The sequence below is a fragment of the Rhodococcus opacus B4 genome, assembly GCF_000010805.1.
Classification (GTDB): Bacteria; Actinomycetota; Actinomycetes; order Mycobacteriales; family Mycobacteriaceae; genus Rhodococcus_F; species Rhodococcus_F opacus_C.
The window spans coordinates 5,150,769-5,166,849 of the sequence record NC_012522.1; the positions used below are offsets into that span (position 1 = coordinate 5,150,769).

At 67.2% G+C, this 16,081-nt stretch carries 15 protein-coding genes; 12 read left to right on the plus strand and 3 right to left on the minus strand.

The window, feature by feature from the left end; genetic code table 11:
* Positions 1–11 precede the first annotated feature (11 nt).
* Genes ROP_RS23750 through ROP_RS23760 form a run of 3 tightly spaced genes read right to left on the minus strand, consistent with a single transcriptional unit; the run spans position 12 to position 3,893 of the window.
* Entirely contained in the window at positions 12–1,583 is a 1,572-nt protein-coding gene (locus tag ROP_RS23750; RefSeq protein WP_015888552.1) for a long-chain-fatty-acid--CoA ligase, read from the minus strand.
* A complete protein-coding gene (locus ROP_RS23755; RefSeq protein ID WP_015888553.1) occupies positions 1,580–2,701 on the minus strand; it encodes an acyl-CoA dehydrogenase family protein in 1,122 nt (373 codons plus the stop codon). Before ROP_RS23755 ends, ROP_RS23750 begins: the two co-directional genes overlap by 4 nt.
* Before the next feature lie 10 nt (positions 2,702–2,711).
* Positions 2,712–3,893, minus strand: a complete 1,182-nt coding sequence (locus tag ROP_RS23760) for an acyl-CoA dehydrogenase family protein (RefSeq protein ID WP_015888554.1) — start codon at positions 3,891–3,893, stop codon at positions 2,712–2,714.
* 247 nt (positions 3,894–4,140) lie between these two features.
* Between ROP_RS23760 and ROP_RS23765 the strand changes: the two genes are divergently transcribed.
* From ROP_RS23765 to ROP_RS23820, 12 genes are all read left to right on the plus strand, one after another.
* Positions 4,141–4,332, plus strand: a complete 192-nt coding sequence (locus tag ROP_RS23765; protein WP_015888555.1) for a ferredoxin — start codon at positions 4,141–4,143, stop codon at positions 4,330–4,332.
* 74 nt (positions 4,333–4,406) lie between these two features.
* Positions 4,407–5,324, plus strand: coding sequence for a 3-oxoacyl-ACP reductase (locus ROP_RS23770; RefSeq protein WP_043826769.1), 918 nt, complete (start codon positions 4,407–4,409; stop codon positions 5,322–5,324).
* Positions 5,325–5,900: 576 nt separating this feature from the next.
* Positions 5,901–6,665, plus strand: coding sequence for an MlaE family ABC transporter permease (locus ROP_RS23775; protein WP_015888557.1), 765 nt, complete (start codon positions 5,901–5,903; stop codon positions 6,663–6,665).
* A gap of 20 nt (positions 6,666–6,685) precedes the next feature.
* Complete coding sequence (locus tag ROP_RS23780; RefSeq protein ID WP_015888558.1) at positions 6,686–7,537, plus strand: MlaE family ABC transporter permease; 852 nt, start codon at positions 6,686–6,688, stop codon at positions 7,535–7,537.
* Between the two features lie 12 nt (positions 7,538–7,549).
* A complete protein-coding gene (locus tag ROP_RS23785; RefSeq protein WP_015888559.1) occupies positions 7,550–8,725 on the plus strand; it encodes an MCE family protein in 1,176 nt (391 codons plus the stop codon).
* Entirely contained in the window at positions 8,722–9,744 is a 1,023-nt protein-coding gene (locus ROP_RS23790; protein WP_015888560.1) for an MCE family protein, read from the plus strand. Before ROP_RS23785 ends, ROP_RS23790 begins: the two co-directional genes overlap by 4 nt.
* Before the next feature lie 2 nt (positions 9,745–9,746).
* The gene (locus ROP_RS23795) at positions 9,747–10,802 is read left to right on the plus strand and encodes an MCE family protein (protein WP_015888561.1); all 1,056 of its coding nucleotides are present in this window, start codon (positions 9,747–9,749) and stop codon (positions 10,800–10,802) included.
* A complete protein-coding gene (locus ROP_RS23800; protein WP_015888562.1) occupies positions 10,799–12,091 on the plus strand; it encodes an MCE family protein in 1,293 nt (430 codons plus the stop codon). The genes ROP_RS23795 and ROP_RS23800 overlap by 4 nt, the downstream gene beginning before the upstream one ends.
* Entirely contained in the window at positions 12,088–13,317 is a 1,230-nt protein-coding gene (locus ROP_RS23805; protein WP_015888563.1) for an MCE family protein, read from the plus strand. The genes ROP_RS23800 and ROP_RS23805 overlap by 4 nt, the downstream gene beginning before the upstream one ends.
* Positions 13,314–14,729 (plus strand): MCE family protein, encoded by a 1,416-nt coding sequence (locus tag ROP_RS23810; RefSeq protein WP_015888564.1) that lies wholly within the window; start codon positions 13,314–13,316, stop codon positions 14,727–14,729. Before ROP_RS23805 ends, ROP_RS23810 begins: the two co-directional genes overlap by 4 nt.
* Entirely contained in the window at positions 14,726–15,469 is a 744-nt protein-coding gene (locus ROP_RS23815; RefSeq protein ID WP_015888565.1) for a hypothetical protein, read from the plus strand. The genes ROP_RS23810 and ROP_RS23815 overlap by 4 nt, the downstream gene beginning before the upstream one ends.
* Positions 15,466–15,984 (plus strand): hypothetical protein, encoded by a 519-nt coding sequence (locus tag ROP_RS23820; protein ID WP_015888566.1) that lies wholly within the window; start codon positions 15,466–15,468, stop codon positions 15,982–15,984. Before ROP_RS23815 ends, ROP_RS23820 begins: the two co-directional genes overlap by 4 nt.
* Positions 15,985–16,081: the final 97 nt, after the last annotated feature.

A 16,081-nucleotide genomic window follows, 5' to 3' on the forward strand; every position in this document is an offset into this window, starting at 1 on the left:
CACTTTGCCACTCACCTGGGGGAGTAGCGGTCTCCGGTGAGGACCCACACCGGGTCGGGGCAGTTCGCGGCCTCGGCGCTCAGCACCCGGGTGAGCACCTTGAACGTGGCCGTCCGCGGGAACTCGGCACACACCCGGATCAGGCCCGGACGCTGCTTCGGACTCAGATCCGATTGCGCGTCGAGGAAGCCCGCGAACGCCTCGGGGTCGAAATCCCGCGTCGGCACGACGGCCGCCATCACCCGGTCCCCGACCTCGACATCGGGCACCCCGTACACCGTCACCTGGGCGAACCCGTCGTACCGCAGCAGGATGCGTTCGATGGGCGCCGCACCCAGGTTCTCGCCGTCGACGCGCAACCACCCGGAACTGCGACCCGCGAAGTAGACGAACCCGTCCGCGTCCCGGTAGGCGAGGTCGCCGCTCCAGTACCGGCCGTCGCGGATCCGCTCGGCGTCCGCCTCGGGATTGTTGTAGTAGCCGGCGAAGGCCCCCGATCCCGCCAGGTTGACGAGTTCACCCGTCGCGGCCTCGGCGTTGAGCACCCGGCCTGCGGAATCGAATTCGGCGGGCGGACAGGGATTGCCGGTCTCGGGATCGAGGATCGCGACGCCCTCGGGGAGCCTGCCCAGCGAGCCGGATGGTGCCCCCGGGGTCGAGGAAATGGCGATGCCGCCCTCGGTGGAACCGAACCCGTCGATCACCGCGGTGCCGAAGCGAGACGCGAACGCCGCGACCGCGGGCGCCGACCCCTCGTTGCCGTACATCACCCGCAGGGTGTTGTCGGCGTCGTCGGGCATTTCGGGAGTCGCCAGCACATACGACAGCGGCTTTCCGACGTAGTTGGCGTACGTGACGCCGAACCTCCGCACGTCGGACAGGAAGTTCGACGCGGAGAACCTGCGCCGCAGCGCAATCGAACTGTGCCCGGCGAGCGCCACGGACCACGCCGCCATCATGGCATTGGAATGGAACATCGGCATCGACATGTACACGACGTCGTCAGGGGTCAGCGCGAAGCGCTCGGCGAGCATGACGCCGGGACCGGTGATCTTCGCGTGCGTGCAGCGGACCGCCTTCGGATCACCGCTCGTGCCCGACGTGAAGATGAGCATGAACAGGTCTTCGGCGTGAGCGGTCTTCGGCGTGAAGTCAGCGCGCGTCTCGGCGAGCAGGGCGGACCATGCCGCCGAATCCACGTCGACGACCGGGACACCCGGGTCGAGATCGTCCAGCAATGCGGAGCGCCCCGATTCGGTGAAGACGACCTGGCAGTCCGCCAGTGCGATGTCGCGGGCCAGCGCCTCCCCGCGCCGGGTGGTGTTGAGCCCCACCAGCACGGCGCCGGACAGCGCCGCCGCCCCGGCGAGGAGGGAGAACTCGGGGACGTTGTCCATCAGGACCCCGAAGTGCCGGGGCCGCTGCGCGTCGAGGAGGTCGTCGAGAATCGCGGCGCGCCGCAGGCTCGCTCGCACGTGTTCGGACCACGACAGGAACCGGTCCTCGAAGTACAGCCCCTGGGCGTCGGACTCTGCGACACCGAGCAGCAGGTCCGCCACCGTCCGGGCGAGCGTGGCGGTCATGCCGGGACGGTGGCCAGTTCGGCGCCGAGGACCCGCAGCTGCTGCGTGGCCGAACCGAGCCGGAATTCGAGCGCCTTCGCGGCGAGGAAGTACCGGTGTACGGGGTGGTCCTCGTCGAGTCCGACGCCGCCGTGGACGTGGACGAGGGTATGGGCAACCCGGTGGCCGGCGTCGGACGCCCAGAAGTTGGCGGTCTGGACGTCGCCTTCGCTGGGCAGTCCCTCGCCGATCCGCCACGCCGCCTGCCACAGTGTGAGCCGGACGCCCTTCACGTCGATGTACCCGTCGGCAAGGCGCTGAGCGACGGCCTGGAAACTGCCGATGGGCCGCCCGAACTGCACCCGCTCGCGGGCATACGCGGCGGTGAGTTTCAGAGCCTCGTCGAGAACGCCGTACTGATACGCGCACGCGCCGAGCGTGCCGTGCTCGACGATCCAGTCCACGATCTCGCTTCCCTCCTCGACGGTGCCGAGGAGGCGGTCCCCGGACAGCGACACTCCGCGGAGGGCCACCTCACCGGTGCTGGCCAGGTCGACGGTCTGCTGACGGGTGACGGTCACCCCGGCGTCGTCGGGGCGGACGAGGAAGACCGCGACCCCGTCCGGGGTGGTCGCCGGGACCAGGAAGAGGTCGGCGGACGGGGCCGCGTCCACCACGATCTTGGTGCCGTCGAGCGTCCAGCCGTCCGCGCCGGGTTCGGCACGTGTGACGGGCGCGGCAGGGTTGTCGCCCAGTTCCTCGTCGAGGGCCACGGTGAGGATCTTCTCGCCCCGCGCGGCCGGAGCGGCCCAGTCGGCACGCTGCTGCTCGCTTCCGTACTTCGCGAGCGCCCCGGCCGCCATCACGATCGACGACAGATAGGGCACCGCCGCCACGGCACGGCCCAGTTCGACGAGGATGCTGCACTGCTCGAGGACGCCGAAACCGTCGCCGCCCACCGACCCCGGCAGCGCGGCACTCAGTACGTCCGACGACGCGAGCGCGGACCACAGCCGGCGATCGAGACGGTCCTCCGCCGCGTCGAGTTCGCGCAGCCGGTCGTTGGTGACGAGATCCGAGACGATTCCTCGGGTGAGGCCGGCAAGATCCTGCTGGGCCTCGGTGGGAGTGAAGTCCATAATTCCAGTCCTAACGCTTCGCGGGGGGCAGGCCGAGGGCGGTCATGGCGATGATGTCGCGCTGCACCTCGTTGGTTCCGCCGCCGAACGTGAGGATCAGCGACGACCGGTGCATCCGCTCGAGCCGCCCGCGCAGCAGGACGCCGGGGGAGTTCTGCCGCAGCGTGGCCGACGGTCCGAGGATCTCCATCAGCAGCCGGTACGCCTCCGTTGCGAACTCGGTGCCGTAGACCTTGTTGGCCGACGCCGCCTCCGGGCCGGGAGCGTGATCGGTGGACGAGGCGATTTCCCAGTTCATCAACTTCAGGTATTCGGCCTTCGCGTGGACGCGCGCGAGATTGATCTGCACCCACTCCTGGTCGATGACGCGGCGGCCGTCCGGCAGCTTGGTGTTCTGCGCCCATTCGCGCACCTCACGCTGGGCGGTGAGGACCGGACCGGCGGACGTCAGCGCGACGCGCTCGTGGTTGAGCTGATTGGTGATCAGCGCCCAGCCGCCGTGTTCGGGGCCGACCAGTGCGGACGAGGGCACCCGCACGTCCTGGTAGTAGGTGGCGCTCGTGTCCGGGCCGGCCATCGTGTGCACCGGTGTGTACGAGAAGCCGTCGGCGGTGGTCGGGACGATCAGCATGCTGATGCCCTTGTGCTTCTTCGCTTCGGGGTCGGTGCGGCACGCCAGCCACACGTAGTCGGCGTACGCGATGAGGCTCGTCCACATCTTCTGGCCGTTGATGACGTAGTCGTCGCCGTCCTTGACGGCGGTGGTGCGCAGGCTTGCGAGGTCGGTGCCCGCTTCGGGCTCGGAGTAGCCGATGGAGAAGTGCAGTTCGCCGGCCGAGATCTTGGGCAGGAAGAACGATTTCTGCTCGGGGGTGCCGAAGTGCATGATCGTCGGCGCCACCGAGTTGATGGTGAGGAAGGGGACGGGGGCGCCTGCGATGGCCGCCTCGTCGGTGAAGATCAGCTGCTCCATCGCCGACCGTTCCTGGCCGCCGTATTCCTTGGGCCACCCGAGTGTCAGCCAGCCGTCCTTGCCCATCTGGGCGACGACGTCGCGGTAGACGGTGCCCTCGCCGTATTCGCCGGTGGTGGCGGCCAGTGCCTCTCGACGCTCCGGCGTCATCAGCTTCGCGAAGTACGCGCGCAGCTCTTCCCGCAGCTGTTGCTGCTGCGGTGTGTAGGTGATGTGCATCGAAATACCTCTCCGGTCCGAGAGCGAAATCAGCTGAAATCTGGCACAGGTTCCAGTCTCTGCGGTGCATCGGCGGAGCCGGCTCGTACCGGCCCCGGAGCGCGCCCGGTAGGCGTGCCCGCAGTCGTGGAACGAATCATTGCACACGACTGGAACAGGTTCTAGTGTTATCGCAGGAACGGCGTGCGCCACAGCCCGGCGGCACCCGGATCCGCGAGTGACGAGACGAGGAGAAATGAGGGTTGCCATGGAGGTCAGAGTCGATTTCGACCGTTGCGAGGCCAATGGTGTGTGCGTGGGGATCGCACCCGACATCTTCGAGCTCGACGACGACGATCAGCTGCACATCACGACCGCCGTTCCCCCCGCTGACCGGGAGGAAGACGTGCGTACGGCCATCGCCCAGTGTCCGCGGGCTGCGCTCACCGAGCATCCCTGAGGATTGTTGCCCGGAATGAGAACACGTTCTACAGTGACGTTTCCGTGAGTGCAGAGAACCAGGAGAGCGTGTTCATGAATGCTGCGAGCGACCGTGATGTGAGCGTGGACGGCAGGGTCGCCGTCGTGACCGGCGCCGGATCCGGTCTCGGAAAGTTCGAGGCGATCGCACTGGCCCGCGCGGGTGCGTCGGTCGTCGTCAACGACCTGGTCGCGAACGAGGCCGTCGAGGCAACTCTGGAGGAGATCCGGGGCCTGGGCGCGAAGGTCGAGTTCGTGGCAGGCGACATCGGGGAACGGTCCACCGCCGACGCGATCATGGAGGCGGCGCAGAGCCGGCTCGGCGGCCTCGACATTCTGGTGAACAACGCGGGCATCACGCGGGATCGCATGCTGTTCAACATGTCCGACGAAGACTGGGACCTCGTGCTGAAAGTTCATCTGCGCGGACACTTCCTGCTGTGCCGCGCCGCCGCGTCGTATTGGCGGGGCAGGTCGAAGGAGGCCGGCGGGCCGGTGTACGGGCGCATCGTCAACACCTCGTCCGAGGCGGGACTGCTCGGCCCCGAGGGGCAGGCGAACTACGGTGCCGCCAAGGCCGGCATCACCGCGCTCACGCTGTCGGCGGCCCGCGGGCTCTCCCGGTACGGCGTCCGGGCCAACGCGATCTGCCCGCGGGCCCGCACGTCGATGACGGAGAACGTCTTCGGGGAGGCGCCCGCCGAGGGGGTCGATCCGTTGTCGCCCGAGCACGTGGCCGCGCTGGTCGCCTACCTGGCGTCTCCCGCCGCCGACTCCGTGAACGGTCAGGTCTTCGTCGTCTACGGCCCGATGGTGGCGTTGATGGCGGCGCCGGTCGTGGAGCGGCGCTTCGATGCCGCGGACGGCGGCTGGACACCGGGTGCGCTCGCCGCGGAACTCGGGACCTACTTCGAGGATCGGGATCCGGCCGCCATGTTCTCGGCCTCGGCGGCGCTGCGCGAACTGGGCTGATCCGCGTCCTGCGGGTCGACGAATCGACACGAACCGTGTTTGCGTATCGTTTCCGCAGGTAATGCCCCCGCGATGGGCGATACTGAAGGCAACCGAACAGCGGCGGACCGGGGCCGGGTGACGTGGGAGGGGCTGGGGAACGCGTGCCGGATTTGACTAGATCGTGTTCTAGTTTTCCGTCGTCGACCGGTTCGATCCCCCTTGCCCGTCAGGCTCCGCGGCGCCGGCGCCCGGCGGACCCGTGCGGCCGGTGGAATCGGGTCAGGACGGCGATTCGCATGCCTGCTCGCGCATCGGAAAACTCATCCAAAGTTCCTGTGCTATAACAGTTTAGCGTGAGAACTCCGCGCATTCGATCAGCACCAACCACCGGAGTCCACCACGGGGCGACACGCCCGGATTTCCGGTCGAATTCGGCCCTCGGGGTGTGCTGAATGTGGGACGATTCTTGCTGATGAACGACCACCTTTGACAGGTGAACACGTTCTAGTTAATATGACCTGAGTCACAGACCGCTGGGGGGCTGGGCTCGAACTGACAGTCGGTGCTGGACGCGATCATGGACGAGGAGGGCGGATGGTAGACCTCCTCGAGGTGCCGTTGCGCGCGGTCGGCGGGTTCTTCACGATGTCGGGCGAAACGTTGAGGGCAGTCTTTTCGAGGCCCTTCCAGCGTCGTGAGTTCGTCGACCAGGCGTGGTTCGTCGCCCGGGTCTCGATGGTGCCCACCGTGCTGGTGGCCATTCCGTTCACGGTGCTGGTGAGCTTCACGATCAACATCCTCCTGCGCGAGATCGGCGCGGCCGACCTCAGCGGCGCGGGCGCCGCTCTCGGCACCGTGACCCAGGTCGGTCCCATCGTCACCGTGCTCATCGTGGCGGGCGCGGGTGCCACCGCCATCTGCGCGGACCTCTCCGCCCGCACCATCCGCGAAGAGATCGACGCGATGCGCGTGCTGGGCATCAATCCGATCCACCGCCTGGTCGTGCCGCGAGTGCTGGCCTCGACCGTCGTGGCGCTCCTGCTCAACGGGCTGGTCTGCACCATCGGCATCCTCGGCGGTTTCGTCTTCTCGGTCTACATCCAGGACGTGAACCCGGGTGCGTTCGTCAACGGCATCACGCTGCTCACCGGTTTCGGGGAGCTCGTGATCTCGGAAGTCAAAGCCGGTCTGTTCGGCATGATCGCCGGCCTCGTCGCCGCCTACCTCGGCCTCAACGTCAAGGGTGGCGCGAAGAGCGTCGGTGACGCCGTCAACCAGACCGTCGTGTTCTCGTTCATGGCCCTGTTCGTGGTCAACGTTCTCGTCACCGCTGTCGGCATCAAATTGACGGCAGGGTGATCGACTTGGTGGTGGAGTAAATGGCACTAGCGGCGGCCGGGCGCTTTCCCCGAACTCGCAGACGGTTCGCGTCGGCGTCCCGCTCGATCGACCGGCTCGGTGAGCAGGCCCTGTTCTTCGCGCGCGCCATCGGCTCGGCGCCCCGCGCCCTGGTGCACTACCGCAGGGAGACGCTGCGGCTCATCGCCGAGATCAGCATGGGCACCGGTGCGCTCGCGGTGATCGGCGGAACGGTCGTGATCGTCGGCTTCCTGACCCTGTTCACGGGCGGCACCATCGCGGTGCAGGGGTACAGCTCGCTCGGCAACATCGGTGTCGAGGCGCTCACCGGCTTCTTCGCGGCTTTCATCAACGTGCGCATCGCGGCGCCGGTCATCGCGGGCATCGGGCTGGCGGCCACCATCGGCGCCGGCTCCACCGCCCAACTCGGCGCGATGCGCGTCTCGGAGGAGATCGACGCGCTGGAGACGATGGCGATCCCCTCGATCCCGTACCTGGTCAGCACCCGGGTGATGGCGGGGATGATCGCGATCATCCCGCTCTACGCCCTGGCGGTGATCGCGTCGTTCATGGCGAGCCGGTTCGCGACCGTGGTGCTGTACGACCAGTCGTCCGGCGTCTACGACCACTACTTCTCGACGTTCCTGATACCCACGGACATCCTGTGGTCGTTCGCCCAGGCCATCGTCATGGCGATCGCGATCATGCTCATCCACACCTACTACGGTTTCAACGCCTCGGGCGGTCCGGTCGGCGTCGGTGTGGCCGTCGGCAACGCGGTGCGGTCCTCGCTGATCGCCGTCGTCACCGTCACCCTGCTCATCTCGCTCGCCATCTACGGCGGGTCCGGCAACTTCAACCTTTCGGGATAGGAGTGCCGGTAGATGACTGATTCGGGTGGGAAGAAGAAGCTCGCGGCACTCGTTCTGGTGGTGGGTCTTCTCGCGATCATCGGTGTGTCACTGGCCATGTTCAACGGCACGTTCAGCGAGACCACGCCCGTCACCGTCACGTCGGATCGCTCCGGCCTGGTGATGGAACCCGACGCCAAGGTCAAGCTCCTCGGTGTCGAGGTCGGCCGCGTCGGCTCCATCGAACACGTGACCGACGGCGCCGAGCTGAAACTGGCGATGTACCCCGACATGATGTCGCTGATTCCGTCGAACGCCACCGTGGAGATCAAGTCCACCACCGTGTTCGGTGCGAAGTACGTCAACTTCGTGATGCCGGAGAACCCGTCGCCGACCCCCCTCCAGGCGGGGGACGTCATCGCGTCCGACAACGTCACCGTCGAGTTCAACACGGTCTTCCAGCACCTGTCCGACGTGCTGGCCCAGGTGCAGCCGGAGAAACTCAACGCCACCCTCGGTGCCATCTCCTCGGCGCTGCACGGGCGGGGCGAGGAACTCGGCGCCCTGCTCGAGCAGAGCGACAGCTACCTGGCGGAGATGAACCCGAGTCTGCCTCAGCTGCAGGAAGACCTGGCGAAGGCGGCGCAGGTCACCGACGTGTACGCGGACACCGCGCCCGATCTGCTGCGGGTGCTCGACAACGCGACAGCCACCAGCGGCACCGTCGTCGACGAACAGGACAACCTGGATGCCGTGCTGCTCAACGTCACCGGGCTGGCCGACACGGCGAACACCGTCCTGACCGAGAACGAGCAGAACCTGGACTCCGCTCTCGGCCTCCTGCTCCCGACGACGGATCTGCTGGCCGAGTACTCGCCCGAGATCTCCTGCTTCATCGTCGGCCTGAACAACGTGATCCCCCTCGCCGAACAGCTCATCGGCGGCAATCAGCCAGGTATCGCGCTGAGCGCCAGCTTCATGTACGGGCAGGAGCCGTACACCTATCCGAAGGACCTGCCGAAAGTGAACGCGACAGGTGGGCCGAACTGCCACGGTCTTCCCAACCCCGATCTCAGCAAGCACGCGAACTTCGTCGTGGCCGACACCGGCACGGTGCCGTTCGTCCCGTCGACGGAAGTCCAGGTGCATCTGCCGAAGGTGTTCCAGCTGTTGTTCGCGGGTGTGTACCCCGAGCAGGGTGGGCAGTGACTGTGCGAGCGACCACGGTCAAGCTGCTGATCTTCGCGACGGTGATGTCGGTGATCTTCGCCGGACTCGCCCTGGTGTTCAGCCAGTACCGTTTCAGCAGCTCCGACGGCTACCACGCCACGTTCACCGACGTCTCCGGGCTCAAGCCCGGCGACAAGGTCCGCATCGCCGGCGTTCCCGTCGGCGCCGTCGAGAAGGTGAGCATCGACGACGACAACCTCGCGGACGTCGACTTCACCGTCGACACCAAGTATTCGCTGTTCGACGGGACGAAGGCCACGGTGCGGTACGAGAACCTCGTCGGTGACCGGTACATGGAGCTCCTCGAGGGCGCCGGATCGGTGCAGCCGCTGCCGGACGGCGGCTCGATTCCCGTCGAGAACACTTCTCCCGCACTCGATCTCGACCTCCTGCTGGGCGGGTTCAAGCCCCTGCTGCGGGCGCTGGACCCGCAGCAGGTCAACGACCTGTCCCAGGCGCTGGTCCAGGTCTTCCAGGGGCAGGGCGGCACGCTCGTCTCGCTTCTCGGCAGCACGAGTTCGTTCACGAACACCCTCGCCGACCGGGACCAGTTGATCGGCGAGGTGATCACGAACCTCAACCAGGTGCTCGGCACCATCAACGACCGGGGCGACCAGTTCCGGTCGACGCTCGACCAGTTGCAGCAGCTGGTGAGCGGGCTCTCCCAGGACCGCGACCAGATCGGTGACGCCATTCCCCGCATCGCCGGGGCGACGGGCGATCTCGCGGGGCTGCTCGAAGGTGCGCGGCCGCCGCTGCAGAGCACGATCGCGGAGGCCAACCGGACCGCCACCCAACTCCAGGCGGGGGAGGACGACCTCGACTGGGTGTTCCAGAATCTGCCCGACGCATACCGCAGGCTCATCCGCATCGGCACGTACGGCAGCTTCTTCCAGATGTACGTCTGCACGGTCAAGTTCAAGTTCTCCGGCCCGGACGGGTCGGATCTGCTCCTCAACATGCCGGGCGGTCAGACGGCAGGGAGGTGTGCACCGTAGCCATGAAGACCGAACGTAATCCCGTACAGGTCGGAATCATCGGTGTCGCCATCGCGAGCATGATCGTGATCGCGACCCTGCAATACGATCAGCTGCAATTCCTTTCGGGCGGCACGCAGTACTCCGCCTACTTCGAGGACGCGGGTGGCCTGATGACCGGCGACACGGTGACCCTCGCCGGTGTCGACGTCGGCAAGGTCGCCGAGGTGGAACTCGACGATCAGAACGTGCTCGTCACGTTCACCATCCAGGACGGCATCGCCCTCGGCGACGCCACCGAGGCGAACATCAAGACCAACACCGTGCTCGGACGCAAGTCGCTGGCGGTCATCCCGCTCGGGCACGACACGATGCGGGTGGGATCGACTATTCCGTTGGAGCGCACCAACTCTCCGTACTCCCTCAACGACGCGCTCGGCGATCTGTCGACCACCGTCTCCGAACTCGACACCGACGAGGTCAACAACGCGTTGAACGCGATGTCCGGCGCTCTCGAGAACACGCCGCCCGAGCTGCGCACCGCACTGGACGGCCTGACCCGGTTGTCGGAGAGCATCAACTCGCGCGACGAGAGCCTGCGGCAGCTGCTCTCGCGGGCGGAGAACGTGACCGGAATCCTCGCCGAGCGCAGCGGGCAGATCAACTCGCTGATCGTCGACGGAAACCAGCTGTTCGGGGAGCTCGACCGTCGCCGCGCGGCGATCAGCCAGCTGATCGTGAACATCTCCGAGGTGTCCCGGCAGCTCACGGGGCTGGTCCAGGACAACGAGGAGCAGATGAAACCGACGCTCGACAAGCTGAACTCGGTGGTCGACATCCTGCAGCGGAACAAGGACAACATCTCGCAGGCTCTCGACGGCCTCGCGCCGTACGCGACTCAGCTCGGCGAGTCGGTGGGAAGCGGCCCGTTCTTCATGGCGTACGTCTACAACATCGGCATCGGCAACCTGTTCCAGGGGCTCAGTGACGCGGTGACGTGGCCGGAGCATCTACCCAACGACCTCCAGGCGTACCTGCAGACGGGGCCGTCCATCGAGTTGAGGGAACCGCCGCGATGACGACGAACCCGGAAATCACCAACACGCGGAAGAAGTGGCTGATCCGTGTCGGCATCGCCGCGGTCGTGGTCGTGCTGATCGTCGGCGCGGCAGTGATGTTCGTGCCCAAGCTGTTCCAGAACACGATCACCGCGTACTTCCCGACGACGACCGGACTGTATTCGGGTGACGACGTCCGCGTCCTCGGCGTGAAGGTGGGCACGATCGACTCGATCGAGCCCGGTGCCGACTTCGCCCGCGTCACCATGAACGTGAACAAGAGCGTCGAGATTCCTGCCGACGCCAAGGCCGTCATCGTCGCCCCCAGCCTGGTGTCGGGACGGTTCGTCCAGCTGACGCCGGTGTACTCGGGCGGGCCGACGATGGGCGACGGTGCGAGCATCCCGGTGGAGCGCACTGCGGTGCCGGTGGAGTGGGACGAGATCAAGACCGAGCTGAACAAGTTGTCGGAGGCGCTCGGGCCGCAGGGGGCCGACCCGCAGGGCTCGCTCGGCACGTTCATCGACACCGCCGCGAACAATCTCGACGGCAACGGCGAGTCGTTGCGGAACACGTTGCGCGAGCTGTCGGAGACCATGCGGACGCTGTCCGACGGCCGCACCGACCTCTTCTCCACCATCCGCAACCTGCAGACGTTCGTGGCCGCGCTGTCGTCGAGCAACGAACAGATCGTCCAGTTCGAGGGCAGGCTCGCATCTGTGTCGAACATGCTCGCCACCAATTCCGACGAACTCGGAACCGCGCTGAACGATCTCGACCTCGCCCTCGGCGACGTCAATCGATTCGTGGTGGAGAACCGGGCCGCCCTCAGCGAGCAGGTCGGGCGACTGGCAGACGCCACCCAGGTGCTCGCCGACAAGAGGCCGCAGATCGAGCAGGTGCTCCACGTGGCGCCCACGGCGCTGGCGAACTTCAGCAACATCTACAAGCCGGCGCAGGGGTCACTGGTCGGTGCGGTCGCGTTTGCGAACCTCGGGAACCCTGTGAACTTCATGTGCGGCGCCATCCAGAGCCTGCAGGCCAACGAGGCGAACCGCAGTGCCGACCTGTGCACCCAGTACCTGTCGCCGGTGCTGAACTCGCTGACGATGAATTATCTGCCGATCCTGAGCAACCCCACCACGGGAGTGAATGCGTTCCCGGATCAGATCGAGTTCACCCCGCCGAGTCTGGGGGCCTCCGTGCCGCCGCGGTCCGCGCCCCCGGTGACCGGCACCCTCGCCGGGATGCCGACGGTGGACGTGCCCAGGAACCTGAACGATCTGCTGCAGCCGGGAGGTGGGCGATGACGAAGCACGCGCGGGTGCGTCGCGGCGGCATCGCCGCGGTGGCGATCACACTGTCGCTGACACTGACCGGATGCGAGTGGGAAGGGCTGAATTCGCTTCCGCTGCCGGGCACCGAGGGGCAGGGCGACGACGCCTACACCGTCGAGATCCAGATGCCCAATGTGACCACGCTGTCGCAGAACTCGCCCGTCCGCGTGAACGACGTGACGGTCGGCTCGGTGACGGGCATCGAGGTGCAGGACTGGCACGCACTGGTCACCGTGTCGATCAACGGCGACGTCCGGTTGCCCGCCAACGCGACCGCCAAGATCGGCCAGACCAGCCTCCTCGGCTCGCAGCACCTGGAGCTCGCTCCGCCGACCGACGCCGAGCCCGAAGGCACCCTCGAGAACGGCGACGTGATCCCCATCGAGCGGGCGGGCGCCTACCCGACCACCGAGCAGACCCTGTCTTCACTGTCGGTGGTGCTCAACGGCGGCGGCATCGCCCAGATCCGCGACATCACCCAGGAACTCAACGCCGCACTGGGCGGACGGGAGGAGTCGATCCGGGACCTCCTTCCGCAACTCGACCAGCTCGTCACGAGCCTCGACCGGCAGCGAGGCGACATCATCGGTGCGATGGAGGGGCTCGACCGGTTGTCGGGCACCGTCAACGAGCAGAAGGCCACCCTGGACGCGGCGCTGGACGGCATCCCGCCCGCGCTGGAAGTGCTCGTCACCCAGCGGCAGAATCTCACCACCGCACTGGTCGAGGTGGGCAAGCTCAGCGACACCGCCACCCGTCTCGTCGAGAGCAGCGGCGAGGACCTGAAGGCGAACCTGCGCAACCTCACTCCGGTGCTGCGTGAACTCGCCAACTCGGGGAGCGCGCTGACGGAGGTGCTGACCCTGATGCTGACGTACCCCTTCCCGATGAAAACGATGGACAAGGCGATCCAGGGCGACTACGCGAACCTCATGATGACGATCGACATGACCAACGAACGCGTCGACAGCAACTTCCTCACCGGAACCGGACTCGGCGGATCACTCGGCGGCGTCGAGGGCGCCGTGGGATCGCTCGCCGGGGTGGCCGGGCAGTCGGGCGATCCGCTGCAGGCGCCCCTGCAGCCCGCTCCGAAACCGGCACCCGCACCACCGGTGATTCCCGGGCTCCCGCAGATACCGGGACTGCCGCCGATACCGGGCCTTCCGCCGCAACTGGGAGGGGCGCCGACTCCATGAGAATGACGAGATTCGTTCGTATTCAGCTGATCATCTTCTCGATCCTCACCGTCATCGGGCTCGTCGTGATGTCCATCCAGTACGTGAAGGTGCCGGTGCTGTTCGGCGTCGGACGCTACGAGGTAGGTGTCCGGCTGCCGTCGACCGGCGGGCTCTACTCCCACGCCAACGTTGCGTACCGCGGCACCAACATCGGTGTCGTCGAGAACGTGACGCTCACCGGCGACGGGGTGGAGGCGAAGATGTCGCTCGACAGCGACTACAAGATCCCGGCCGACGTCGACGCGGCGGTCAAGAGCGTGTCGGCCGTCGGCGAGCAGTACGTCGACCTGATTCCGCGGGACGGCGCCGCCGACGCCGACGGCCCGTACCTCGCGAACGGCGACGTGATCCCGGAGGATCGGGCCACCATTCCGCAGGACGTCGGCGAGATGCTCGACCAGGCCGACGAACTGCTCGCCAGCATTTCGGACACCCGGCTGCAGACGGTGATCGACGAGGCGTTCACGGCGTTCAACGGATCCGGCCCCGACCTGCAGCGGCTGATCGACTCTGCCCGCCTGTTCGTCGAGGAAGCCGACGCGAACAGCGACGCGACGAAGGCCCTGATCGATCAGGTCGGTCCACTGCTCGACACCCAGACCGTCAGCAGCGACGCCATCCGCTCCTGGACCCAGGACCTCGTGACGTTCACCGACCAGTTGCGGGCGAGCGACCCGAGCCTGCGGTCGGTGCTGGAGAAGGGCCCGGGGGCGGCGCAGGAAGCCACCCAGCTGTTCCAGGACCTGCAGCCGACTCTGCCGATCCTGCTGCGGAATCTGGTGAGCGTCGGCCAGGTCGGGGTGATCTACAACAAGAGCATCGAGCAGGTTCTGGTCATCTACCCGCCGCTGACGGCCGCGCTCGTGACGGCGGCGACGGGCGGGCCCGTGGAGGACGGTGCGATCGTCGACTTCGCCCTGCAACTGCACGACCCCCCGGCGTGCACGACGGGATTCCTGCCCCCCGAGCAACGCCGGTCGGGAGATCAGACCGACCCGATCGCGACACCGAACGACCTGTACTGCAAGGCCGCTCCGGACGACCCGTCCGTCGTGCGCGGCGCGCGGAACCTGCCGTGCATGGAGTTCCCCGGCCGTCGCGCGCCGACGGTCGAGGCGTGCCGCGAGGGCTGGGAGGCGACGGGCAACAACCCGCCGTACGGGCCGATCATGCCGCCGGATGTACCCTCGTACACAGCCGTCCCGAGTTCCTACGAAGGCTCCGCGGGTGCACCGGTCGCGGCCGTGCCCTACGACCCGGCCACCGGTAGCTTCATTGGTTCGGATGGAAAGACGTACACCCAACCGGATCTGGCGGTGCAGGGAAAGGACTCGACGTGGCAGACGATGATGACAGGTCAGCAGATTTGAGTTCCGGCACAGACGAACGCGCGACCGACTCCGCGGAGCAGGCACCCCAGACGCCCGCCGGGAAGGAACGGAGCAGGCGACGAGCCGTCCGGCATGCGGGCCCGCCGGCGGGGGAGGCCGCGGCCCCGAAGCCGGTGGTCCTCGCCAAGCCGTCGGATCCGCAGGCCGCGCCCGAGCCGGAGAAGGTCGGGACGACGAAGTCCGCCGCCCCGTCGGAAGCTCCGGCTCCCAGCGCGCCGAAGACACGCCGACCCCTGAAGTCGTTGCTCGCGTGGGGCATTACCGCGGTCGTCATCGTCGCACTGGTCGTCGCGGCGGTGGTGCTGCTGCTCGACCAACGGTCCGCACGCGAACGGGACGACCGCCGCCAGGCCTTCGTCGACACGGCCCGGCAGACGGTGCTCAACCTGACGACCATCCACCCCGAGACCGCGAAGGACGACGTCGCCCGGATCGTCGCCGGCGCTTCCGGCCAATTCCTCGAAGAGTTCCAGGGCCGGGAGGACCCGTTCGTCGGTGTCGTGCAGGACGCGAACGTGACCACCGAGGGCGAGGTCGTCGAGGCCGGAATCGAGAACGGGACCGAGACGTCGATCTCCGCGAACGTCCTGGTGGCCGCGCGGACGATGGTGAGCAGCAAGGAACAGCCGGAACCCTCGCCGCGCGACTTCCGGATGCGGGTGACGATCAGCGATGTCGACGGCAAGTTGACCGCATCGAAGGTGGAGTTCGTGCCATGAGCGACAACAACGAAGAAAAGCGAAAGTTCGCCGTCAACAAGGGCGCAGCGCTGAAGATCGCGGCCGCGGTCGTGGTGGTCGCGCTCGCCGTCGGGGTGGGCTTCCTCTGGTACGGGCACCGGCAGGACCAACTCTCCGAGCAGGCCCGCATCGACGCCGTCGACGCCGCGGGCAAGCAGGCGGTGGCGATGCTGGCGTACGATTTCGCCGACGTCGACAACCAGTTGGCGGCTGCCGCAGACGGACTCACCGGCTCGTTCCGCGAGGACTACACCACGCTCGTGCAGGAAACCATCGCGCCGGGCGCCAAGGAGAAGCAACTCACCGTGCAGGTGTCGGTGCAGGCCGCCGCGCCGGTGTCGACCACACCCGACGAGGCGGTGGTTCTGCTGTACCTGAACCAGACGACGACGAGCGCCGACGCTCCCGACGCCCGGACGTCGGGCAGTCGGGTGCGGGTGTCGCTGCAGAAGGTCGACGACCGCTGGCTCGTCGATCAGCTGACCCCGGTGTAGCAGTGCCACCCCTTCACAAAATGAAACATGTTCTAGTAGTCTCGGGGTCTCCTGGCCGAGTGCCGACGCGCGGTGCCGCGTTGCACGGCCACAACCG